Raw genomic sequence first — 19,879 nt, 5'->3', positions numbered from 1 at the left:
CGTACGCCTGTCGTGTGATTGTCAGACGGCATTCTTGGGGTCCCTGTGCAGCCGGACAAGGGGTGGAACTCTTCCATTTCACCCACGCGGTGTGATGCGGACAGAGTGGGCACCCGGACCCGTACGGAGCGTCAGGGTGCGGGATTCGGCGCTCCACGACTGCTGTTCGCCGCCCTCCACCCGCGCCCCCGCGGGGAAGTGCCGCGCCGGCAGATACACCTCCGTGCCGCCCCGCACGCCCGCCTTCCCCCGCCAGCTCACCGTCAGCGTCTTGCGCGCCTCGTCCCACCGGTACGCGACCGGGTCCCCCGCGACGGCCCGCGGGTAGGGCCGGTCGAGCACGGGCAGCAGCGCGGTCGGCCGCATCTCCGCGTCCCAAGGCGCCCACGTCCCGGGGTCGTTGGACCAGTACGCGAACCCCGCCCCCATCCCGTCGGCCGTCCGCTGCACCTTCTCGACGTACTCCATGGCCCCCGGCAGCCCCACGTCGAGCCCGAACTCGCCGATGACCACGGGCGCCCCGAGCCGCCGCGCGGTCTTCTCCGTCTGCTCGCGCCAGGCCCGCAGGGACGCGTCGACCTGCCCCTTGGTGTCGCCGGTGTAGCCGCCGCCGAGGTCCATGGGGAGGGGATAAAGGTGGGGCGCGTACGCGATGCGCGCCGCGTCGCCGTCGCCCCGCGGGTCGTCGAGGCGCGGCAGGCCGGTGGCGAAGCCCCAGTTGGCGCCGATGGCGGACGGTTCGACGAAGAGCCAGTGGTCGCGGTCGACGGTGCGGATGGCGTCGATGCCGTCCTGGTAGAGCCGGGCCAGCGGCCCCGATTCGAACGCGGGGCCCTGCACGCTGCCGCCCCACGGCTCGTTCATCAGGTCGTACCCGATGACGGCGTCGTCGTCGGCGAAGTGCCTGGCCACCTCCCGCAGGGCGCCGACGTAGTGCTTCCGCAGATCGCGCCCGCCGCCTTCGACCGTCCCCCAGAAACGGTCGAAGGCGCGGACGGTCCCGGGCTCGGCGTAGCCGAGTTCCCAGGGGTCGGTGGGGGCGGACGTCAGCCCGTCCGTCTCCGTGGCCCACGCGGGGGCGCCGTTGCCGCCGACGCGCGGGCCGTACAGGTCCTGGTGCATGTCGAGCAGCACGTGGTAGCCGCGCTCGCCGTACCACCGCACCCGCTCGGTGACCCGCTTCAGATACGTCCTGTCGTACGTCCCCGGAGCCGGCTCGACCTTGCGCCACTGGAGGAGGAAGCGGACGAAATTCGTGCCCAGCTCGCGCCGTTCACGTGCGACGTCCTTCTCCGCGATCCACGGCATGCCGTCCGCCGCCTGCTTGGCGCTGCTCGCCGTGGACAGCCCGCGCAGGACCAGGGCGCGCCCCTGCCGGTCGGTGATCCACCGGTGGCCGGTCGCGGTGTCGGCGCGCCCCGCCCCCGCGCCCTCCGGGCCGACGGCGACCAGCAGCGCGGCGGCGACGGCGAGCACGACCGCGCCGACCGCCCAAGTGCGCCACGCCGCAAGGGACTTCATGGCCGGGATGGTAGGTCGCGCGACCCCCGCCGCAACAGACCTGAGCATTGTTCACTTTCTTTGGACCGGCCCCTGTCCACGGCGGCCGGGGCGGCCTACAGTGGCGCGCCATGCGGACGACGATCGACGCGTTGCGGGCCCGGGCGGACGCCACGGCCGTGGTGGGCTGCGTCTGTCTGCTGCTCGTCCTGGCGCACGGCAGCGCCACGCTGCTCACCGCGTTCACGGCGCGGGCGGGTCTTTCGGTCGTGCCGAGCGCGCTCGGCGTGCCCTTCGCGCTGCCGGGCCTGCGGGCGACACCGCTGGGCGCGACGGACTGGTCCTGGCAGCTCTGCGAGAACTTCGCCGCCCTGCTCCTGGTCGCGGTGGCCGCCGCGCGCATGCGCCGTCACCTGCGCGTGCGGCCCGGTGCGGGCAGGGGGCGCCGGCTGCTCGCGGGCTGGACGGCGCTCATCGCGGGCGCGGCGGTGGCGGGCGCGTGGCGTGGCCTGGTCGCGGCCCGCATGATCGAGGCGGACACCCTGGGCTGGCTGCTGCTGCCGGTGACAGGTGCGCTGTTCGGCGCCCTGTGGGGGCTGCTCCTCGGCTGGCTGCCGGGCGCGGCGGCACTCGCGACGCGGCGTGCGCCGCACGCCGCGCCCGGGTGATCCGGCCCGTCAGACGATGGTCGTGGGCCAGGCCGTCTCGACCGGCTCGGGGGCGGCCGGGGCGGGAGCGGGGCGGCAGGTGAAGCCGAGGCCCGTCAGTGCCCTGGTGACCTCGGCCGCCGAGAAGTCGCGGCGGTCCTGCCGGGTGATCACTTCACCCACCTGCTTGACGGGGTAGTGGCGGCGGCCGATGATCACGGACTCGCCCGTGACGGGTTCGGGCTTGACGCCCTTCATGGCCGCTTCCACCTCGCTCTTGAAGAGGTCGAAGGGGAAGCGGGCGATGACACAGCGCATGGTGCCTCACAGAGGGAGAGGGCCGGTGAGTGAGTCGAACGGGGCTCCGGGCCTGCGGGGCAGGCCCGGGTCCGGGTTCAGGCTGCGGAGTCGGTCCGCGTGCGGGCGGCGTAGGCGCGGCGCGCGCGGCCGTCGCGGGGGCGGCGGCCGCGGGCGGAGGAGCCGCCGCGTTCGGCGGCCGCCTTGGGCGGTGCCGGGATGGTCACCGGGGTGCCCGAGGGGGCCTGGGCGCCGGTGATGCGCGCCAACTCCGGCTCGCCGGAGGCCACTTGCGTGGTGTGCGGCCGGATGCCGGCGACGGCGAGCAGCCGGTTCATGTCGCGCCGCTGCGCCGAGGTGACCAGGGTGACGACGCTGCCCGAGCCGCCGGCGCGGGCGGTGCGGCCGCCGCGGTGCAGGTAGTCCTTGTGGTCGGCGGGCGGGTCGACGTTGACGACGAGGTCGAGGTCGTCGACGTGGATGCCGCGCGCCGCGACGTTCGTGGCGACGAGCGCGGTGACCTGGCCGGATTTGAACTGGGCGAGCGTGCGGGTGCGCTGGGGCTGGGACTTGCCGCCGTGCAGGGCCGCCGCGCGCACGCCGCTGTTCAACAGGTGCGTGGTGAGCCGGTCGACCGCGTGCTTGGTGTCCAGGAAGAGGATCACCCGGCCGTCGCGGGCGGCGATCTCCGTGGTGGTGGCGTACTTGTCGGCGCCCTGGACGTGCAGCACGTGGTGCTCCATCGTCGTGACCGCGCCGGCCGAGGGGTCGACCGAGTGGACGACGGGGTCGCTGAGGTAGCGGCGGACCAGGAGGTCGACGTTGCGGTCCAGGGTGGCCGAGAACAGCATCCGCTGCCCGTCGGGCCGCACCTGGTCGAGGAGCTCGGTGACCTGCGGCAGGAAGCCCATGTCGGCCATCTGGTCGGCTTCGTCGAGGACGGTGACGGCGACCTGGTCCAGGTGGCAGTCGCGCCGTTCGATGAGGTCCTTGAGCCGTCCCGGCGTCGCGACGACGACCTCGGCCCCGGCGCGCAGCGCGCCGGCCTGCCGGCCGATCGACATGCCGCCGACCACGGTGGCGAGGCGCAGCTTCACCGATCTGGCGTACGGGGTGAGGGCGTCCGTCACCTGCTGGGCGAGCTCGCGGGTGGGGACGAGGATCAGGGCGATAGGGCGGCGCGGCTCGGCGCGCAGGCCCGCCGTGCGGGTGAGCACCGCGAGGCCGAAGGCGAGGGTCTTGCCCGATCCGGTGCGTCCGCGGCCGAGGACGTCCCGGCCCGCGAGGGAGTTCGGCAGCGTGGCGGCCTGGATGGGGAAGGGGGTGGTGACGCCGAGTCCGGTGAGGGTCTGCAGCACGCCGGCGGGCAGGCCGAGCGCGGCGAAGTCCTCGACGGGGGGCAGGGCCGGGGTGACGGTGACCGGCAGCGCGAACTCCCCCTGGAGCGCGGCGGGGCGGCGGCCTCGTCCCTGGGCACGGTTGTCCGGGCGTCGGCTGTTTGTGCGACTTGAGCGGTTCATGAAGAACCTTCCTCGATGCGGCGCGTATCGAGGAATTCTCAGAGGCACCGACCGGTGCCGAGAATCGCTGGAACGGCCGGGGCAAATGAAAAAACATTCCCGGCCGCCGGTGTTTAATTCCGGGTTCGACCGGTGAAAAGCGTCGCACTCTCCGATGGGACCACCGGGGTGCCGACCGCTTAGAACCTCAAACCATCAGTCTTTCGGGGAGGCGTACTCCCCGGAAACGCAACGAGCTGGGGCCCGCACCCAAGGTGCGGGCCCCAGCTACGAAGTGCGCGTGAGCGTCAGCGTCAGGCGGGAACGATGTTCTCGGCCTGCGGGCCCTTCTGGCCCTGCGTGACGTCGAAGTTCACCTTCTGGCCCTCCTGCAGCTCGCGGAAGCCCTGGGTGGCGATGTTCGAGTAGTGAGCGAAGACGTCGGCGCCGCCGCCGTCCTGCTCGATGAAGCCGAAGCCCTTTTCCGCGTTGAACCACTTCACGGTGCCAGTAGCCATGTCATATCTCCTTCGGGGCAGTGCCCTGTGGAGTCCACACTGTGCGGACTCCGCGTCGCCGCGATGATTACCCCGTCCGGAAATGACCGGCAATACAAAGTGCCCCAACCGGCACATAAAGCCGACGGGAGCACTTGGAGTCTCTGGAAACCACAACTGCAACTGATAACGACAGTAGCACGGCATCGCGCCCGGCGCATGGTTTTCCATATCGCTCGCCGGTCGGCTGATAAACCTTCATCGCGCATCACGCGAAATTCTCCATTTGCCGTCACAGATATGCGGTCGGCGCGAGACAGCGTTTGGCGGGCGAAGGCCGGGGAGACGGCCCGGCCTCAGGACGCGGGCGCCCCCTCGGACTCGGATCCGGCGGGACGGCGCAGCTCCTCGTTCATCCGCAGCGCGTCCTCCAGCTGGTCCTCGAGGATGACGATGCGGCAGGCCGCCTCGATCGGCGTGCCCTGGTCGACGAGCTCGCGGGCGCGCGCCGCGACCCGCAGCTGATAGCGCGAGTAGCGACGGTGGCCGCCCTCGGACCGCAGCGGCGTGATCAGGCGGGCCTCGCCGACCGCCCGGAGGAAGCCGGGCGTGGCGCCGATCATCTCGGCGGCCCGGCCCATCGTGTAGGCGGGGTAGTCGTCGTCGTCGAACCTGTCGTTGCCGTGCGAGGGGTTCTCTGGGGGCATTTGCACCTCTTCTGGAACGCGTCGAGGGGCCTGGTGCCGTACAGCACCAGGCCCCGAGGGGTTTTCACGCCATCTACCGGCCCCGCGGGCCGGACATCTGTTACCGCATGGGCGCCCGGCTGAACGGACGGGCACTGCTCTTCGTATGGCTATGCCAAGAACTCTAACAACGGGACTTCCGCATGTCTATTCCAGCCGCGATAGATTTTCGGAAGCGGAGGGGGAGGTATCCGAGCACCCACCGGCCCCGCCACGTCGGTAGGCTGACCAGTCATGTCGAAGCCTGACGAGCTGCTCGTTGACATCGCCGCCCTGGTGGAGTCCGAGCACAGCAATCAGATGTCCCTCACCGTGGTCGTCGCCGGCGCGGTCATCACCGGACGACTGGCCCCCGAAGCCCTGTGGCGGCGCCGTGTCGCCGAAGTCCTGAAGGACTCCGACCGGCTGGCCCCCTTCGCCTCCGCGTTCGTGGCCCCGGAAGCGGATTCCGGCCCGCCGCGGGACACCGAGCCGCCCACCCACCTGCACTTCCACCTCGCCCGGATCCTCCAGGGCAGCGTGGGCCTGCCCGAGACCGGCGGGATGTACCGCATCGCCCTCCGGGACGTGAGCGCCTGGACCGTGGGAGACCTCAGCTACTCCGACAGCTGACCGGCCCCTCCCACAGCCGATCCGAAACCCACGACCGCTCCTGCCGACAAGCCCCGCCTCAGAGCCAGACCTGAGTCGGGGCTTGTCAATTTTTCTCCTTCGGGCTATATAGAAATCCGTAGGGCATCGCACCCAGCACCCGAAGAGAGGAGTGACCCGTGATGCTCATGCGTACCGACCCCTTCCGCGAGTTCGACCGTCTCGCCCAGCAGGTCTTCACCAGCGCCCGCCCGGCCGGGATGCAGATGGACGCCTACCGCCAGGGCGACGAGTTCGTGGTCCACTTCGACCTGCCGGGCGTCGACCCCGAGTCGATCGACCTGGACGTCGAGCGCCACGTGCTGAACGTACGGGCCGAGCGCCGCTCCCCCGCCCCCGAGGGCGTGGAGATGATCGCGGCCGAGCGGGCCACCGGCAGCTACTCCCGCCAGCTGTTCCTCGGCGACACCCTGGACACGGAGCGGATCGACGCCTCGTACGAGGCCGGTGTCCTGACGCTCCGCATCCCGGTGGCCGAGCGGGCCAAGCCGCGGAAGATCCACATCAGCGGCGGCAGTGACCGCAAGCAGATCGACAGCTGACCGCACGGCCGACGCGAACGATTCGACGAAACGGAGGAGAAGGGCACGATGGGGTGGAGCGAACTCATCGAGACGGTAAGGGAAACCGGCCAGTACGCGAGCGCCGCGGAGGCCGAGCGCGTGACGCGCGTCGTGCTGGCCGCCCTCGGCGGCCACGTCATCGGGGACGAACGCGTCGACCTGGCGCGGCAGTTGCCCCCGGAGGCGGCGAGGCTGATCGCCGACCGGATTCCCGCCGTGCGGCCCCTCACGGCCGCGGAGTTCGTCGAGAGCGTGGCGCTGAACCTGGAGGGCGCCACGCCGGCGACCGCCCGATGGGACGTCAGCTCCGTCCTCACCGCCGTGGCGCAGACGGTCGACGCGGACCTCGTCGACCGCCTGCTCTGCCTGCTGCCGGCCGGCTACGCCCTGCTGTTCGGCCGGGCCGAGCTGGCGCCGGCCGCCTGAGGGCCTGACGCACGGGTGCCGCCCGGAAATCCCGGTGAACGGGGCTTCCGGGCGGCACCCGCGGCCGCGGTGGCTCAGCCCATGACTGCGGCTACTTGAGCCCGGCGGGCTTCGGCAGCTGACAGCCCGCGCGGCTCAGGTCGATCTTGTTGCCCGCGCCGACGCAGGGCACGATCCAGTAGGTCTGCTGGGCGTAGTTGATGCCCTCGCGGACCGTGACGTTGCCGTTCTCGTCGACCTCGCACGGGTTGTTGTCCGTGCACCTGCCGCCGCTCTCGTTGCCGGTGTTGTTCACGGCGACGACCTTGCCGGTCGCGTCGTCGATCACCGGGGAGCCCGAGGTGCCGCCGATCGTCTGACAGGCGGGGGTGTAGCGGACGGAGTCCTTCCAGGTCCAGCTCCCCTCCTTGAGGCGGTAGGCGAAGCCGTCGATGTTGCACTTGTACAGCCTCTTCCAGTAGCCGGACGCGACGGTGATCGCCCGGCCCTGCTCGGGCCGCGCCGCGTTCAGCTCCAGCGCCTTGATGCCGTACCGGCTCTCGATGTCCCGGTAGGTGCTGGTGAGTTGGTAGAGCGACATGTCCGTGTCGGTCATCGTGCCGTACGCGATCTTGCTGGCCCGGACCGTTCCCGCGTTGCCTCCGGAGGCGTTGAGCAGGGTGAAGCTGCGGGACGACGCCTTGTTGACGATGACCTGGCCCGGCGCGGGGAAGCCGCCCTCCAGGCAGTGCCCGTTGGACAGGACGAGCGCCGGGTCGCCGGGCTGCGAGGAGGGCACGCGGACCACGGATCCGGAGCAGTTGCTGAGCGCCACCGTGCCCGCGAAGTTGACGGCCTTGGCCTTGGCCTTGACCTCGGCCGCGGCCTTCGGTGCGGCGGGTGGTTCGTTGCCGACGGCCGCCGCTGGTGCCGCCGTCGCTCCGAGTATCAGAGCGGCGAAGCACACACCGACGAGAGGCTTCTTCATGTGGGGGGTCCCCTCTGAATGACTGAGTGACCGAAGTTCTTTCGGTTTTGTCATGCGCATTGTTGAGGTCCCGGGCCGCGAGGACAAGACCGCGAACGGACACAACCGACCGCTGACAGGACGCTCCCCCAGCGCCCCCGCGCGCCCCTCTTGTGTCCGAAAACACGAAGCGGCACGTCCTACCCGGCCGTAAGCTCGCGGACATGCAGGTCATCCAGTCGACGAAGCTCTCCAACGTCTGTTACGAGATCCGCGGCCCCGTGCTGGAGGAGGCGATGCGGCTGGAGGCGGCCGGGCACCGCATCCTCAAGCTCAACACCGGCAACCCCGCGGCCTTCGGCTTCGAGTGCCCGCCGGAGATCCTGGAGGACATCCTGCGCAACGTCGGCGACGCACACGGCTACGGCGACGCGAAGGGCCTCCTGGCCGCCCGCCGCGCGGTCGTCATGCACAACCAGACCCTGGGCATCGAGACCGACGTCGAGCACGTCTTCATCGGCAACGGCGTCTCCGAGCTCATCGTGATGGCCATGCAGGGCCTGCTCGACGACGGCGACGAGGTCCTCGTACCGGCGCCGGACTATCCGCTGTGGACCGCGGCCGTCTCGCTCTCCGGCGGCACCGCCGTGCACTACCGCTGCGACGAGCAGTCGGACTGGATGCCGGACCTCGTCGACATCGAGCGCAAGATCACCGACCGCACCAAGGCGCTCGTGATCATCAACCCGAACAACCCGACCGGCGCGGTCTACGACGAGGCGATGCTCCGCGGCCTCACCGACATCGCCCGTCGGCACAACCTCCTGGTCTGCTCGGACGAGATCTACGACAAGATCCTGTACGACGGCGCGACACACACGCCGACCGCCGCCATCGCCCCCGACCTGCTGACCCTCACGTTCAACGGCATGTCGAAGGCGTACCGCGTGGCGGGCTACCGTGTCGGCTGGGTGGCGATCTCGGGCCCGAAGGCGCACGCCTCCTCGTACATCGAGGGCCTGACGATCCTCGCCAACATGCGCCTCTGCGCGAACATGCCGGGCCAGCACGGCGTCGTCGCCGCGCTGAGCGGACGGCAGACGATCAACGACCTCGTCCTGCCGGGCGGCCGGCTCCTGGAGCAGCGCGACACCGCGTACGACCTGCTGACGCAGATCCCCGGCGTGAGCTGCGTGAAGCCGAAGGGGTCGCTCTACCTCTTCCCGCGGCTCGACCCGAAGGTCTTCAAGATCAAGGACGACCGGCAGCTGGTCCTCGACCTGCTGCGGGCCGAGAAGATCATGGTCGTGCACGGCACGGGCTTCAACTGGCCCGAGCCCGATCACTTCCGCGTCGTGACGCTGCCGAGCGCGCCGGATCTCGCGGAGGCGGTCACCCGGATCGGCAGCTTCCTGGACGGCTACAGCCAGCCGTGACCCACCGGTATTGGGACCGACTCAACTTTAGACAGGATCTAAGCTAGGATGGCTTTCAAGCAACCGTCTGGAGGCCGTCCCATGTATGAGCCGATCCGCACCAAGTCGGTCCACTCCATGGCCGACGACGCGGGCTACCCCCACCGCTCCCGCGAGGAGGAGCTGGACATCCAGCTCGCCGGACACCTCGCCGCCCTGCTCGCGGTCACGGACGAGCTGCGCGCCCTGACCCCGTCCGCCGACCTGGACGACGCCGCCGAGCAACTGGCGCACCAGGTGGCGCGCCTGCGCGGCGGCACGCTCCCGCCCAGGTCCGCGGTCGCAGCCGCAATCCACGAACCCCACCTCTCCGCCCTGCACCAGCGCGCCCACGCCCTCGCGGGCCGCGCCCTGGTCGTGGCGGCCTCCCGCGCCGACACCGCGGCGGCGATCCTGGCCGCCGGGCGCATGGACGCCCACGCGGACGCCACGCGCCTGGTCGGCGCCCCCTGATCGGCCCCGGTCCGCGGCCGGGAAGGCCGCGGACCGGGCGCCACCAACCTGGCGGCGGCTGGGAGTACCCGCCGCCTAGCCGGTGATCCTCACGGTGGCCCGGGCGGCCGAGCCCTCGTGCAGCGCGTCGCCCCCGTAGCTCACCTCGTAGACCGTCCTGCCCCGCTTGCTCGGCAGGTCCCTGAGCTTGAACGTGCCGTCGGCCGCGACCGGCGCGGACGTCAGCTCACCCGTCGTGCCGAAGCGGTCGGTCCGCGTCACCTTCAGGCTGATCCCGGACGGCAGCGCGCGGCCCTGCCCGGTCAGCCTGCCGGTGATCTCCACGCCGCCCGCACGGGTCGCCTCGGCGGGCGCGGTCAGCTCGACCGCCGTCGGGGCCTTGGCCACGTCCACCGTGACCGTGACGTCCTCGGCCGGGCGGTGGGTGACGTCGCCGAGGAACCGCAGCGTGTACGTCGCCTCGCCGAGCCGGTCCGGCACGTCGAGGACGGTGAAGCTGCCGTCGGCCGCGACCTTGGCCGCCGCCACCTCCTGCGTGCCGTCGGCGTCCTTGCGGACCGCGGCGACCTTCACGGGCTCCGCGGGCGCGGGCCCGTCGAGCTCCAGCCTGCCCCGGATGCCGAGGGGTTCACCGACCACGGGCTTCGACGGTGTGGTGCCGAGCGTGCCGGTGAAGCGCGAGTCGTACTGCGCGGCGGGCGGCTGGATGATGTGCAGCCAGTATTCGTGGCCCGCGGCGTTGGCGGTGACGGCGAACAGCCGCTTCCCGTCCTTCGACCAGTCGAGACCGCGCGGCACGACACGGTCACCGTCGAGCGGCCCCTCGAAGGCGAACTCGAACGGCGTCACCCCGTCCGCCGGATCGGCGGGCTGCACCAGCAGATCGGCGGTACTCCCGGCGGCGGCCGCACCGCGCGCCACGTACTTCCCGTCGCCGCTGAACGCCACCGCGGAGGACGTGGCCCCCTCCGGCAGCGCCTGGTAGGGCGTGCCGGCGTCCGACAGGTCACCGGCGTTCAGGAGCCGGGTGCCGTACGCGGCGTCCGCGACCGCCACCCGCTTGCCGTCGGCGCTGACCGCCAGATCCTTCAGCCGCAGCGCCCCCTTGCCCTCGCTGTCGCCGAAGCGGCGCACGGCGTCGCGCACGGGATTGTCGCCCTCGGCGTCGAAGGCGGCCAGGAACGGGTCCTTCTCCGTGGAGCTGGGCTCCTGGCCCATGAAGAACCGCTTCGTGTCGCCCGGGGCGGCCTCCAGGGCGAGCCTGCCCTTGGCGTTCCAGCCGGTCCGGCCGTGGACGCCGCCGACCAGGCCGTCCAGGTCGCTCCGCGTCTCGGGGCAGTCGGACACGTAGGAGCCTGACTGGGTCGTCCACCAGGCCTTGTCGCCGGTGACGGCCACCTCGCGGCCGCAGGTCTCCTCGTACGCGTTGGAGACCACGGTCGGCTTGAGCGTGGTCGCGTCGTACGTCACGATCCTGGCGCGCTCGCCGGTGTAGAGCGTGTTGCCGTCCGCGCTCAGGGCGAGGCCCGACACGCGGGTGTCCGTGGTCATCTTGGAGACGAGGTGCCCCTCGAAGTCGTAGACGGCGATGACGCCCTTGTTGTCCCAGTTGCCGCGGTTGTTGTCCGAGACGTAGACCCGCTCGTGCGCGGAGTCCACGGCGATCGCCGAGTACGAGGAGATCGGCAGCTTCACGACCTCGTCCGACGCGGTGGCGGCGTGCGCCGCGGGCGTGCCCGCCGCGACGAGCCCCGCCGAGCCGAGCGCCGCCACGACCGCCGCACCCGTCACGCGTCTCAACCGCTGAGTCTTCTTCAACTTGGCCCCCCACAGGCTGTTTTGACGGCCCGTGACGATCACCGGCCCCCGTGGGGGTCATTGAAACATGTGAGATCCGTGTGAAGGCAAGGTGTATAAGTTGCGAGGACCGGTGGGCGGGGGCGCGTGCGGACACGCGGAGGGGCCCCGCACGCCGTTGTGCGGGGCCCCTCCGGGATGCGCGGGAGACGTCAAGCGGAACGTCAGCCGAGGCGCTCCACCAGCGCGTGGTACTCGTCCCACAGCTCCTTGGGCGTGTGGTCGCCGAAGGTGTTGAGGTGCTCGGGGACCAGGGAGGCCTCCTCGCGCCAGACCTCCTTGTCGACCGTGAGCAGGAACTCCAGGTCGTCCTTGGCGAGGTCGAGGCCGTCGGTGTCCAGCGAGTCGACCGTCGGCAGGATGCCGATGGGGGTCTCGACGCCCTCGGCCTTCCCGTCGAGGCGCTCCACGATCCACTTCAGGACGCGGGAGTTCTCACCGAAGCCGGGCCACACGAACTTGCCGTCCGCGTTCTTCCGGAACCAGTTCACGTAGTAGATCTTCGGCAGCTTGGACTGGTCCTTGTCCGCGCCGACCTTGACCCAGTGCGCCATGTAGTCGCCCATGTTGTAGCCGCAGAACGGCAGCATGGCGAAGGGGTCGCGGCGCAGCTCGCCGACCTTGCCCTCGGCGGCGGCGGTCTTCTCGGAGGCGACGTTCGCGCCGAGGAAGACGCCGTGCTGCCAGTTGAAGGACTCCGTCACCAGCGGCACCGCGCTGGCACGCCGGCCGCCGAAGAGGATCGCCGAGATCGGCACGCCCTTGGGGTCCTCCCACTCGGGCGCGATGATCGGGCACTGCGAGGCCGGGGTGGTGAAGCGGGCGTTGGGGTGCGCGGCCGGACGGTATCCATTTGCTTCGCGGGCGGACTCCGGCGTCCAGTCGTTGCCCTTCCAGTCCGTGAGGTGCGCCGGGGTCTCCTCCGTCATCCCCTCCCACCACACGTCGCCGTCGTCCGTCAGCGCGACGTTCGTGAAGACGGAGTTGCCCCACAGCGTCTTCATGGCGTTGGCGTTGGTGTGCTCGCCGGTGCCGGGCGCGACGCCGAAGAAGCCGGCCTCGGGGTTGATCGCGTAGAGCCGGCCGTCCTCGCCGAAGCGCATCCAGGCGATGTCGTCGCCGATGGTCTCGACGGTCCAGCCGGAGATCGTGGGCTCCAGCATGGCGAGGTTCGTCTTGCCGCAGGCGGACGGGAAGGCGGCCGCGACGTACTTGCTCTCGCCCTGCGGGGGCGTGAGCTTCAGGATCAGCATGTGCTCGGCGAGCCAGCCCTCGTCGCGGGCCATGACGGAGGCGATGCGCAGGGCGTAGCACTTCTTGCCGAGCAGGGCGTTGCCGCCGTAGCCGGAGCCGTACGACCAGATCTCGCGGTCCTCGGGGAAGTGCGAGATGTACTTCGTGGTGTTGCAGGGCCACGGGACGTCGGCCTCGCCCTCCTGGAGGGGCGCGCCGAGCGTGTGGACGGCCTTCACGAAGAAGCCGTCGTCGCCGAGCTCGTCCAGGACGTGCTGACCCATCCGGGTCATGGTGCGCATGGACACGGCGACGTACGCCGAGTCGGTGATCTCGACGCCGATCGCGGACAGCGGCGAGCCGACCGGGCCCATGCAGAAGGGCACGACGTACATGGTGCGGCCGCGCATGGAGCCGCGGAAGACACCGCCCTGCTCGTCCTTGCCGCGGAAGATCTCCCGCATCTCCGCGGGGGCCTTCCAGTGGTTGGTCGGGCCCGCGTCCTCCTCCTTCTCGGAGCAGATGAAGGTGCGGTCCTCGACGCGCGCGACGTCGGTCGGGTCGGAGGCCGCGTAGTACGAGTTCGGGCGCAGAGTCGGGTCGAGCTTCTTGAACGTGCCCTTGGCGACGAGCTCCTCGCACAGGCGCTCGTACTCGGCCTCGGATCCGTCGCACCAGACGACGCGGTCGGGCTGCGTCAGTTCGGCGATCTCGTTGACCCAGGAGACGAGCTCCCGGTGGTTGGTCGGGGCAGTGCCCAAGGACAGGGGAGCCGCGATGTCGCGCGCCACGATTGCTCCTAATCGAGGGGTTTTCAGGATGTATGCCCCGTGGGGGCTGCGACCCGGACGCTTCACGTGGACGTACTTTGGCGCTCATCCGGTGCCGACCGCACTCATTTGATCATCCGACGCTCGCGCGCATCTGTCCAGAGGGCTTCACACCTGAGCGGCGTGAGCATCGCCACTTGTACGGGTACGGGTGCGAGGGCGCGGTTCCGTCCCTTCTGACGCGGAACCGTCCCCTTCTGGCGCGGAACCGTCCCTCTCTGGCCGAGAAGCCACCGCTTGATTCCGGACTTACGGGCCCGTAGGTACGATGCGGCACATGACCGCTCACGTCCCCGAAGCGATCCCGCAGCCCGCGGACGACCCCTCGGCAGGCTCCGACAACCCCTCCCTCGCCCCGTCCCCGGACTCCATGCCGCTCCCCGTGAAGCCGAAGATGCGCGGCTGGCTGCACGCGGGCATGTTCCCCGCGGTGGTGGTCGCGGGCCTGGTGCTCACCGCGCTCGCGGACTCCTCCCGCGGCCGCCTCGCCTGCGGCATCTTCGCCCTGACCGCGTGTCTGCTGTTCGGCGTGAGCGCGCTCTACCACCGGGGCAACTGGAGCCCGAGAGCCGACGGCGTCCTGCGCCGGCTCGACCACGCCAACATCTTCCTGATCATCGCGGGCACCTACACCCCGCTGACCCTGCTGCTGCTCCCCGACGCGAAGGGGCGGTGGCTGATGTGGGGCATCTGGGGGGCGGCCGTCGCCGGCATCGCCTTCCGGGTCTTCTGGGTCGGCGCCCCGCGCTGGCTCTACACCCCGTGCTACATCGCGATGGGCTGGGCCGCCGTCTTCTTCCTGCCGGACTTCATGCGCACGGGCGGCGTGGCGGTGCTCGTCCTGGTCATCGTCGGCGGCGTGCTCTACAGCGTGGGCGGCGTGATCTACGGCATCAAGCGCCCGAACCCCTCCCCCCGCTTCTTCGGCTTCCACGAGGTCTTCCACTCGCTGACCCTGGCGGCCTTCGCCGTGCACTACGTGGGCATCTCCCTGGTGGCCTACCAGCACGGCTGACGCTCCCCCTCTCCCTTTCAGTGGCCGCGACTTCCGAGTCGCGGCCACTTTTTTCATGCCCGGGACGGTTCCCGATGTTGACAGTGCACTTCTTTTGAGAGTTACTCTCATTTCATGGTGACTGTCACTGATACCGCTGCCGTGCGGCAGGACCCGCGCCGCTGGTGGGCCCTCGCCGCCCTGGTCGCGAGCATGCTCGTGCTCGGCTTCGACATGACGATCCTCAACGTCGCGCTGCCGACGATGGCCGAGCAGCTCGGCGCGAGCACGGGCGAGCAGCAGTGGATGGCGGACGCCTACGTGGTCGTCTTCGCCGCCCTCATGCTCCCCGCCGGACTCCTCGGCGACCGCTTCGGACGTCGCAGGATGCTGATGACCGGGCTCGGGATCTTCCTGGCCGGCTCGCTGATCGGCACGCTCGCCGACGACGTCTCACTGATCGTCGTGGCCCGTGCCGTCATGGGCGTGGGCGGCGCCCTCGTCATGCCGCTCGCCATGGCCGTGCTGCCCGCCCTCTTCGAGCCCGGCGAGCGGACAAAGGCCGTCGGCATCGTCTCGGCCGCCTCCGCGCTCGGCGCGCCGCTCGGGCCGATCGTCGGCGGCTGGCTCCTCGACCACTTCTGGTGGGGCTCGATCTTCCTGATCAACGTCCCCATGGTCGCGATCGGCCTCACCGCCTGCCTGTTCCTGCTCCCCGAGACCAGCGACCCCGCCGCCCCGAAGGTCGACGTCGTCTCCACCGCCCTGACCGCCGCCGGCCTCGGCGCCCTCGTCTACGGCGTCATCGAGGCGCCGGGGCGCGGCTGGGGCGACCCGCTGGTCGTCGCGACGCTGGCCGGCGCCGCCCTCCTCGTGGCCGCGCTCGTGCTGCGGGAGCGCAGGATGACGCGGCCCATGCTCGACATGTCGCTGCTGCGCAACCGTGGCTTCTTCCTGAACACGATGGCGGCGACGCTGGTGATGTTCGTGCTGTCCGGCCTGATGTTCGTGCTGCCGCAGTACCTCCAGGCCGTCCTCGGCAACGACGCCTTCGGCACCGGTGTGCGGATGCTGCCGATGATGGGCGGTCTCCTCGTCGCCGCGAAGGGCGCGGAGCCGGTCGTCCGGCGCTTCGGGGCGCGGGCGGTGATCAGCGGCGGGCTCGTCGTCCTCGCCTTCGCCGCGATACTGGGCAGCCGCACGGACGTCGACAGCGGTTACGGCTTCACCGCGCTGTGGCTCTCGATCGCCGGCCTCGGCTTCGGCTGCGCGATCGTGCCGGCCATGGACTCGGCGCTCGGCGCGCTGCCCGTGGAGCGCGCGGGCTCCGGCTCGGGGCTGCTCATGACGGTACGACAGGTGGGCGGCGCCCTCGGGATCGCGCTGCTCGGCTCGCTGCTCGCCGGGGTCTACACCGACCGGCTCGACACCGGCGGCCTGCCGGGGCCCGCGGCCGACGCCGCCGGGGACTCGGTGGTCGCCGCGCACGGGGTCGCGGAACGGACCGGGGCGCCGGGACTCATCGAGTCCGCGAACTCCGCGTACCTCCACGGCATGAGCCTCGTCCTGCTGGTCAGCGGAGTCGCCGCCCTGGTGACCGCGCTGTTCGTCGCCGCGCTCCTGCCCAGGACCGGGGCCGATGCCCGACAATGAGGTCATGACGGCCGCACGTATCTCCGCCCCCACGGGCGCCCCCCGGCCGGGGCTCCGTGAGCGCAAGAAGCTCAAGACCCGCCTCGCGATCCGTGAGGCGACGTACCGGCTGATCCGGGCCCAGGGGTACGAGGCGACGACGGTCGAGCAGATCGCGGAGGCGGCGGAGGTCTCCCCCTCCACCGTCTTCCGCTACTTCCCGACCAAGGAGGACATCGTCCTCACCGACGAGTTCGACCCGCTCCTGGAGCAGGAGCTGCGGGAGCGTCCCGCCGACGAACCGATCGTGGAGTCCCTGCGGCACGTGCTGCGACGGGCCGTCGGCCTCGGTCACGCGGAGGAGCCCGAGGTGTCGCGGCTGCGGACGAAGCTGATGATCGAGGTGCCCGCCGTGCGCTCCCGGATGCTGGAGAGCATGTCGGTCACCGGCGGCATCCTGCGCCGCGTCATCGCGGAGCGCACCGGCCGGGACGCGGACGAGCTGGAGGTGCGGACCTTCGCGATGGGGCTGATCGGCGCGCTCACCGAGACCGCCGCGTACTGGGCGGAGCACGACCACAAGGACGACCTGACCGTACTCGTGGACCGGACCCTCGACATGTTGGCGCACGGGTTCCCTGAGGCGGGAAATTCCCGGTGACGCCCGGCCCGGCATGCCATCCTGACGGCATGAACGGTCCGGAGATCTCCATCAGTTTCGCCCCCGAGCTGGGGATTTTCGTCCCGCAGACACGCCGGGGCGGACCCACCGCGGCCGTCACGGACGGGGTGTCCACGCTCGGGCACGTCGTCGAGTCGCTCGGCGTCCCGCTGACGGAGGTCGGCGCGCTCGTGGTGGACGGCCGCGGGGTCGCCGCCGGACACGTGCCCGCGGCGGGCGAGACGGTCACCGTGCGCGCGGTGACGCGCCCCCAGCCGGTGCCGGGCGCCCCGCTCCGCTTCCTCCTCGACGTCCATCTCGGCACGCTGGCCCGCCGCTTGCGGCTGCTCGGCGTCGACGCGGCGTACGAGAGCACGGACATCGGCGACCCGGCCCTCGCCGCGCGCTCGGCGGCCGAACGGCGCGTGCTGCTGAGCCGCGACCGCGGGCTGCTGCGCCGCCGCGAGCTGTGGGCCGGGGCGTACGTCTACAGCGACCGCCCCGACGACCAACTCCGCGACGTCCTCGGCCGCTTCGCCCCCGAGCTGCGCCCCTGGACCCGCTGCAGCGCGTGCAACGGCACGCTCCGGTCGGCCACGAAGGAGGAGGTCGCGGACCTCCTGGAGGGCGGCACCCGCGGCACGTACGACGTCTTCGCCCAGTGCGAGAGCTGCGACCGCGTGTTCTGGCGGGGCGCCCACCACGACCGCCTGGAGGACATCGTGGAGCGGGCGATGGCGGAATTCGGCACACCGGAGCACCGGTCCGCGGCGCGGACGGCTTAGGCAGCACCCCCGGACCGGATCCGCGTACAGCTCGGCGGTCCGGGCGGCTGCCTCGTGCGTGACGGCGGTCTAGGAGAGCAGCCCCGCCAGTTCCGCCGGGTCCGTCGTCGGGGCCGTGCAGACGAAGCCGCGGCAGACGTACGCCGTCGGGCGGCCGTCGACCAGGGGGCGGTCCGCGAGCAGGGGGAGTTCCGTGCTGCCCGCCGGGCCGGCCGCGACGACGGCGCCGGGCGCGGTGCCGAGCAGCGCCGTGCGGTGCAGGTCGCCGAGGACGTCGCCCACGACGGCCACCTCGCGCGGCCCGTCCAGCGCCGCCTCGGCGACCGCGAGACCGTGGCCGATGAAGCGCGGCACGCGGGGGCCAAGCGCCTTGACGATGCCGAGGGCCCGCTCCGCGGCGGTGCGGTGCGGCTCGGCGCCGGTGTGGGCCGCGTAGGACAGGAGCGCGCCCGCGGCGGCCGTCCACCCGGACGGCGCCGCGTTGTCCGTGGGGTCCTGCGGGCGCCGGATGAGCCGCTCCGCGTCCGCCGCCGTGTCGTACAGCGCGCCGCTCTCCTCGTCCACGAACTGCGCGAGGACGTGGTCGAGGAGGAAACCGGCGAACTCCAGCCAGACCCCCTCACCGGTGACCCCGGCCAGCGCGAGGAAGCCCTCCGCGACGTCCGCGTAGTCCTCGAGGACGCCCGCGTTGGCCCCCACCTGGCCGTCCTTGGAGGTGCGGGCGATCCGTGCGCGCGGGTCCATGTGGAGCCGTACGAGAAGATCGCCCGCGCCGACGGCGGCCGCGATCAGGTCGGGCCGGTCGAAGTACGCGCCGACCTCCGCGAGCGCGACGATCGCGAGGCCGTTCCAGGCGGCGACCACCTTGTCGTCCCGGCCGGGCGCGGGCCGCTCGGCGCGCGCCGCGAGCAGCCGCTCCCGGATGGAGGCGAGACGGGAGGCGTCCGCCACCAGGCCGTCCTGGACCGGGAGTTGGAGGACCGACGCGCCCTTCTCGAACGTGCCCTCCTCCGTCACACCGAAGCAGCTCATCGCCAGCTCCGCGTCGTCCTCCCCGAGGACCTCCCGCAGCTGCCCCGGCGTCCACACGTAGTACGCGCCCTCGACATGCGCGCCCGTCGCCGGGTCCGCGCTGTCCGCGTCGAGCGCGGAGGCGAAACCGCCCTCGTTCGTGCGGAGTTCGCGGACCATGAAGTCCGCGGTCTCCAGGGCGACCCGGCGCGCGAGCTCGGAGCCGGTGGCCCGCCACAGGTGGGCGTAGGCGCGGCACAGCAGCGCGTTGTCGTACAGCATCTTCTCGAAGTGCGGCACGACCCACTCGCGGTCCACGGAGTAGCGCGCGAAGCCGCCGCCGAGCTGGTCGTAGATGCCGCCGCGCGCCATCCGCTCGCACGTGTCGGCGGCCATCTGCAGCGCGCCCTCCGCGCCCGTGCGGCCGTAGTGCCGCAGCAGGAACTCGACCGCCATGGACGGCGGGAACTTCGGCGCGCCGCCGAACCCGCCGTGTGTCGCGTCGTAGTCCCGGGTCAGGCCGAGCAGCGCCTGCGCGAGCTCGTCCTCGCCGGGCTTCTCGCCCGAGCCGTGGGTGAGCTGCCGCTCCCCGAGGTCCCGCACGATCTTCCCGGCGACCTCGGCGACCTCGCCGCGCCGGTCCGTCCACGCCCGGTGGACGCCGTCGAGGACCTGCGGGAACGACGGCATGCCGTGCCGCGGCTCCGGCGGGAAGTACGTGCCGAAGTAGAAGGGCTCGGCGTCGGCGGTGAGGAAGACGGTCATGGGCCAGCCGCCCTGGCCCGTCGCGGCCTGCACGGCCTCCATGTAGACGGCGTCGACGTCGGGCCGCTCCTCCCGGTCGACCTTGATGTTCACGAACTTCTCGTTCATGAGCGCGGCCGTCGCCTCGTCCTCGAAGGACTCGTGCGCCATGACGTGGCACCAGTGGCAGCTGCTGTAGCCCACGCTCAGCAGCACCGGCACTCCACGCTCGCGCGCCTCCTCGAAGGCCTCGGCCGACCAGGGCCACCAGTCGACGGGGTTGTCGGCGTGCTGAAGGAGATAGGGGGACGTCTCATGGGCCAGTCGGTTCGGCATGGTGCCCATCCTCGCGCACACCGGGCCCCGATCGGCGGACGCCCTCGCGCCGGGGCCCCGTACGCAGGACACTTGTGACCGCAGGCAACTGTTGCT

Annotated in this window: 19 protein-coding genes; 10 read left to right on the top strand and 9 right to left on the bottom strand. The window is 71.5% G+C overall.

Annotated features, from left to right (window positions below):
* Nucleotides 1-78: 78 nt before the first annotated feature.
* The gene (locus ACH4D5_RS10650) at nt 79-1,521 is read right to left on the bottom strand and encodes a cellulase family glycosylhydrolase (protein WP_398300674.1); all 1,443 of its coding nucleotides are present in this window, start codon (nt 1,519-1,521) and stop codon (nt 79-81) included.
* Nucleotides 1,522-1,631: 110 nt separating this feature from the next.
* Between ACH4D5_RS10650 and ACH4D5_RS10645 the strand changes: the two genes are divergently transcribed.
* On the top strand, nt 1,632-2,168 hold the full coding sequence (locus ACH4D5_RS10645) for a hypothetical protein (RefSeq protein WP_398300672.1): 537 nt from the start codon (nt 1,632-1,634) through the stop codon (nt 2,166-2,168).
* A 9-nt stretch (nt 2,169-2,177) separates the two neighbouring features.
* Here ACH4D5_RS10645 and ACH4D5_RS10640 read toward each other — a convergent pair whose 3' ends face one another.
* The 4 genes from ACH4D5_RS10640 to ACH4D5_RS10625 all read right to left on the bottom strand — a co-directional run bounded on the left by ACH4D5_RS10640 (nt 2,178) and on the right by ACH4D5_RS10625 (nt 5,147).
* Nucleotides 2,178-2,465 carry an SCO5918 family protein gene (locus ACH4D5_RS10640; protein WP_398300670.1) on the bottom strand — a complete coding sequence of 96 codons (288 nt, stop codon included), beginning with the start codon at nt 2,463-2,465 and terminating at the stop codon, nt 2,178-2,180.
* A gap of 77 nt (nt 2,466-2,542) precedes the next feature.
* The gene (locus ACH4D5_RS10635) at nt 2,543-3,964 is read right to left on the bottom strand and encodes a DEAD/DEAH box helicase (RefSeq protein ID WP_398300668.1); all 1,422 of its coding nucleotides are present in this window, start codon (nt 3,962-3,964) and stop codon (nt 2,543-2,545) included.
* A 293-nt stretch (nt 3,965-4,257) separates the two neighbouring features.
* The gene (locus ACH4D5_RS10630) at nt 4,258-4,461 is read right to left on the bottom strand and encodes a cold-shock protein (protein WP_046930152.1); all 204 of its coding nucleotides are present in this window, start codon (nt 4,459-4,461) and stop codon (nt 4,258-4,260) included.
* Between the two features lie 335 nt (nt 4,462-4,796).
* Complete coding sequence (locus ACH4D5_RS10625; protein WP_398300666.1) at nt 4,797-5,147, bottom strand: MerR family transcriptional regulator; 351 nt, start codon at nt 5,145-5,147, stop codon at nt 4,797-4,799.
* Nucleotides 5,148-5,420: 273 nt separating this feature from the next.
* Here ACH4D5_RS10625 and ACH4D5_RS10620 point away from each other — a divergent pair, with 273 nt between their 5' ends.
* The 3 genes from ACH4D5_RS10620 to ACH4D5_RS10610 all read left to right on the top strand — a co-directional run bounded on the left by ACH4D5_RS10620 (nt 5,421) and on the right by ACH4D5_RS10610 (nt 6,826).
* Entirely contained in the window at nt 5,421-5,798 is a 378-nt protein-coding gene (locus ACH4D5_RS10620) for a hypothetical protein (RefSeq protein ID WP_398300664.1), read from the top strand.
* A 161-nt stretch (nt 5,799-5,959) separates the two neighbouring features.
* A complete protein-coding gene (locus ACH4D5_RS10615; protein ID WP_398301421.1) occupies nt 5,960-6,379 on the top strand; it encodes an Hsp20/alpha crystallin family protein in 420 nt (139 codons plus the stop codon).
* A gap of 48 nt (nt 6,380-6,427) precedes the next feature.
* On the top strand, nt 6,428-6,826 hold the full coding sequence (locus ACH4D5_RS10610) for a DUF2267 domain-containing protein (protein WP_398300662.1): 399 nt from the start codon (nt 6,428-6,430) through the stop codon (nt 6,824-6,826).
* Nucleotides 6,827-6,917: 91 nt separating this feature from the next.
* Here the strand turns inward: ACH4D5_RS10610 and ACH4D5_RS10605 are convergent, their stop codons facing one another.
* On the bottom strand, nt 6,918-7,793 hold the full coding sequence (locus tag ACH4D5_RS10605; RefSeq protein ID WP_398300660.1) for a serine protease: 876 nt from the start codon (nt 7,791-7,793) through the stop codon (nt 6,918-6,920).
* Between the two features lie 203 nt (nt 7,794-7,996).
* Between ACH4D5_RS10605 and ACH4D5_RS10600 the strand changes: the two genes are divergently transcribed.
* Complete coding sequence (locus tag ACH4D5_RS10600) at nt 7,997-9,208, top strand: pyridoxal phosphate-dependent aminotransferase (RefSeq protein WP_398300658.1); 1,212 nt, start codon at nt 7,997-7,999, stop codon at nt 9,206-9,208.
* An 81-nt stretch (nt 9,209-9,289) separates the two neighbouring features.
* The gene (locus ACH4D5_RS10595; protein WP_398300656.1) at nt 9,290-9,700 is read left to right on the top strand and encodes a hypothetical protein; all 411 of its coding nucleotides are present in this window, start codon (nt 9,290-9,292) and stop codon (nt 9,698-9,700) included.
* Nucleotides 9,701-9,775: 75 nt separating this feature from the next.
* On the opposite strand, the gene ACH4D5_RS10590 is transcribed toward ACH4D5_RS10595, so the two are convergent.
* Nucleotides 9,776-11,491 (bottom strand): Ig-like domain repeat protein, encoded by a 1,716-nt coding sequence (locus ACH4D5_RS10590; RefSeq protein WP_398301419.1) that lies wholly within the window; start codon nt 11,489-11,491, stop codon nt 9,776-9,778.
* Nucleotides 11,492-11,721: 230 nt separating this feature from the next.
* Nucleotides 11,722-13,581 carry a phosphoenolpyruvate carboxykinase (GTP) gene (locus ACH4D5_RS10585; protein WP_398300654.1) on the bottom strand — a complete coding sequence of 620 codons (1,860 nt, stop codon included), beginning with the start codon at nt 13,579-13,581 and terminating at the stop codon, nt 11,722-11,724.
* A 316-nt stretch (nt 13,582-13,897) separates the two neighbouring features.
* Between ACH4D5_RS10585 and ACH4D5_RS10580 the strand changes: the two genes are divergently transcribed.
* The 4 genes from ACH4D5_RS10580 (at nt 13,898) to ACH4D5_RS10565 (ending at nt 17,692) form a co-directional block, all read left to right on the top strand.
* A complete protein-coding gene (locus tag ACH4D5_RS10580) occupies nt 13,898-14,635 on the top strand; it encodes a hemolysin III family protein (RefSeq protein WP_398300652.1) in 738 nt (245 codons plus the stop codon).
* Between the two features lie 114 nt (nt 14,636-14,749).
* On the top strand, nt 14,750-16,267 hold the full coding sequence (locus ACH4D5_RS10575; RefSeq protein ID WP_398300650.1) for an MFS transporter: 1,518 nt from the start codon (nt 14,750-14,752) through the stop codon (nt 16,265-16,267).
* A gap of 4 nt (nt 16,268-16,271) precedes the next feature.
* On the top strand, nt 16,272-16,907 hold the full coding sequence (locus ACH4D5_RS10570; protein WP_398300648.1) for a TetR/AcrR family transcriptional regulator: 636 nt from the start codon (nt 16,272-16,274) through the stop codon (nt 16,905-16,907).
* 29 nt (nt 16,908-16,936) lie between these two features.
* Complete coding sequence (locus ACH4D5_RS10565; protein ID WP_398300646.1) at nt 16,937-17,692, top strand: Mut7-C RNAse domain-containing protein; 756 nt, start codon at nt 16,937-16,939, stop codon at nt 17,690-17,692.
* Between the two features lie 69 nt (nt 17,693-17,761).
* Here the strand turns inward: ACH4D5_RS10565 and ACH4D5_RS10560 are convergent, their stop codons facing one another.
* Nucleotides 17,762-19,783, bottom strand: a complete 2,022-nt coding sequence (locus tag ACH4D5_RS10560) for a thioredoxin domain-containing protein (protein WP_398300644.1) — start codon at nt 19,781-19,783, stop codon at nt 17,762-17,764.
* Between the last annotated feature and the right edge of the window lie 96 nt (nt 19,784-19,879).

Origin of the sequence: Streptomyces sp. NPDC018029 (assembly GCF_044327655.1) — a bacterium.
Classification (GTDB): domain Bacteria; phylum Actinomycetota; class Actinomycetes; order Streptomycetales; family Streptomycetaceae; genus Streptomyces.
This window is presented reverse-complemented; position numbering and strand designations above follow the sequence as displayed.

Bases quoted from the DNA above. Each gene is read 5' to 3' on its own strand.
- ACH4D5_RS10645 (WP_398300672.1), top strand. From the start codon at position 1,632: ATGCGGACGACGATCGACGCGTTGCGGGCCCGGGCGGACGCCACGGCC.
- ACH4D5_RS10615 (WP_398301421.1), top strand. From the start codon at position 5,960: ATGCTCATGCGTACCGACCCCTTCCGCGAGTTCGACCGTCTCGCCCAG.
- ACH4D5_RS10605 (WP_398300660.1), bottom strand. From the start codon at position 7,793: ATGAAGAAGCCTCTCGTCGGTGTGTGCTTCGCCGCTCTGATACTCGGA.
- ACH4D5_RS10625 (WP_398300666.1), bottom strand. From the start codon at position 5,147: ATGCCCCCAGAGAACCCCTCGCACGGCAACGACAGGTTCGACGACGAC.
- ACH4D5_RS10570 (WP_398300648.1), top strand. From the start codon at position 16,272: ATGACGGCCGCACGTATCTCCGCCCCCACGGGCGCCCCCCGGCCGGGG.
- ACH4D5_RS10630 (WP_046930152.1), bottom strand. From the start codon at position 4,461: ATGGCTACTGGCACCGTGAAGTGGTTCAACGCGGAAAAGGGCTTCGGC.
- ACH4D5_RS10610 (WP_398300662.1), top strand. From the start codon at position 6,428: ATGGGGTGGAGCGAACTCATCGAGACGGTAAGGGAAACCGGCCAGTAC.
- ACH4D5_RS10595 (WP_398300656.1), top strand. From the start codon at position 9,290: ATGTATGAGCCGATCCGCACCAAGTCGGTCCACTCCATGGCCGACGAC.
- ACH4D5_RS10640 (WP_398300670.1), bottom strand. From the start codon at position 2,465: ATGCGCTGTGTCATCGCCCGCTTCCCCTTCGACCTCTTCAAGAGCGAG.
- ACH4D5_RS10560 (WP_398300644.1), bottom strand. From the start codon at position 19,783: ATGCCGAACCGACTGGCCCATGAGACGTCCCCCTATCTCCTTCAGCAC.
- ACH4D5_RS10580 (WP_398300652.1), top strand. From the start codon at position 13,898: ATGACCGCTCACGTCCCCGAAGCGATCCCGCAGCCCGCGGACGACCCC.
- ACH4D5_RS10565 (WP_398300646.1), top strand. From the start codon at position 16,937: ATGAACGGTCCGGAGATCTCCATCAGTTTCGCCCCCGAGCTGGGGATT.
- ACH4D5_RS10650 (WP_398300674.1), bottom strand. From the start codon at position 1,521: ATGAAGTCCCTTGCGGCGTGGCGCACTTGGGCGGTCGGCGCGGTCGTG.
- ACH4D5_RS10620 (WP_398300664.1), top strand. From the start codon at position 5,421: ATGTCGAAGCCTGACGAGCTGCTCGTTGACATCGCCGCCCTGGTGGAG.
- ACH4D5_RS10635 (WP_398300668.1), bottom strand. From the start codon at position 3,964: ATGAACCGCTCAAGTCGCACAAACAGCCGACGCCCGGACAACCGTGCC.
- ACH4D5_RS10600 (WP_398300658.1), top strand. From the start codon at position 7,997: ATGCAGGTCATCCAGTCGACGAAGCTCTCCAACGTCTGTTACGAGATC.
- ACH4D5_RS10575 (WP_398300650.1), top strand. From the start codon at position 14,750: ATGGTGACTGTCACTGATACCGCTGCCGTGCGGCAGGACCCGCGCCGC.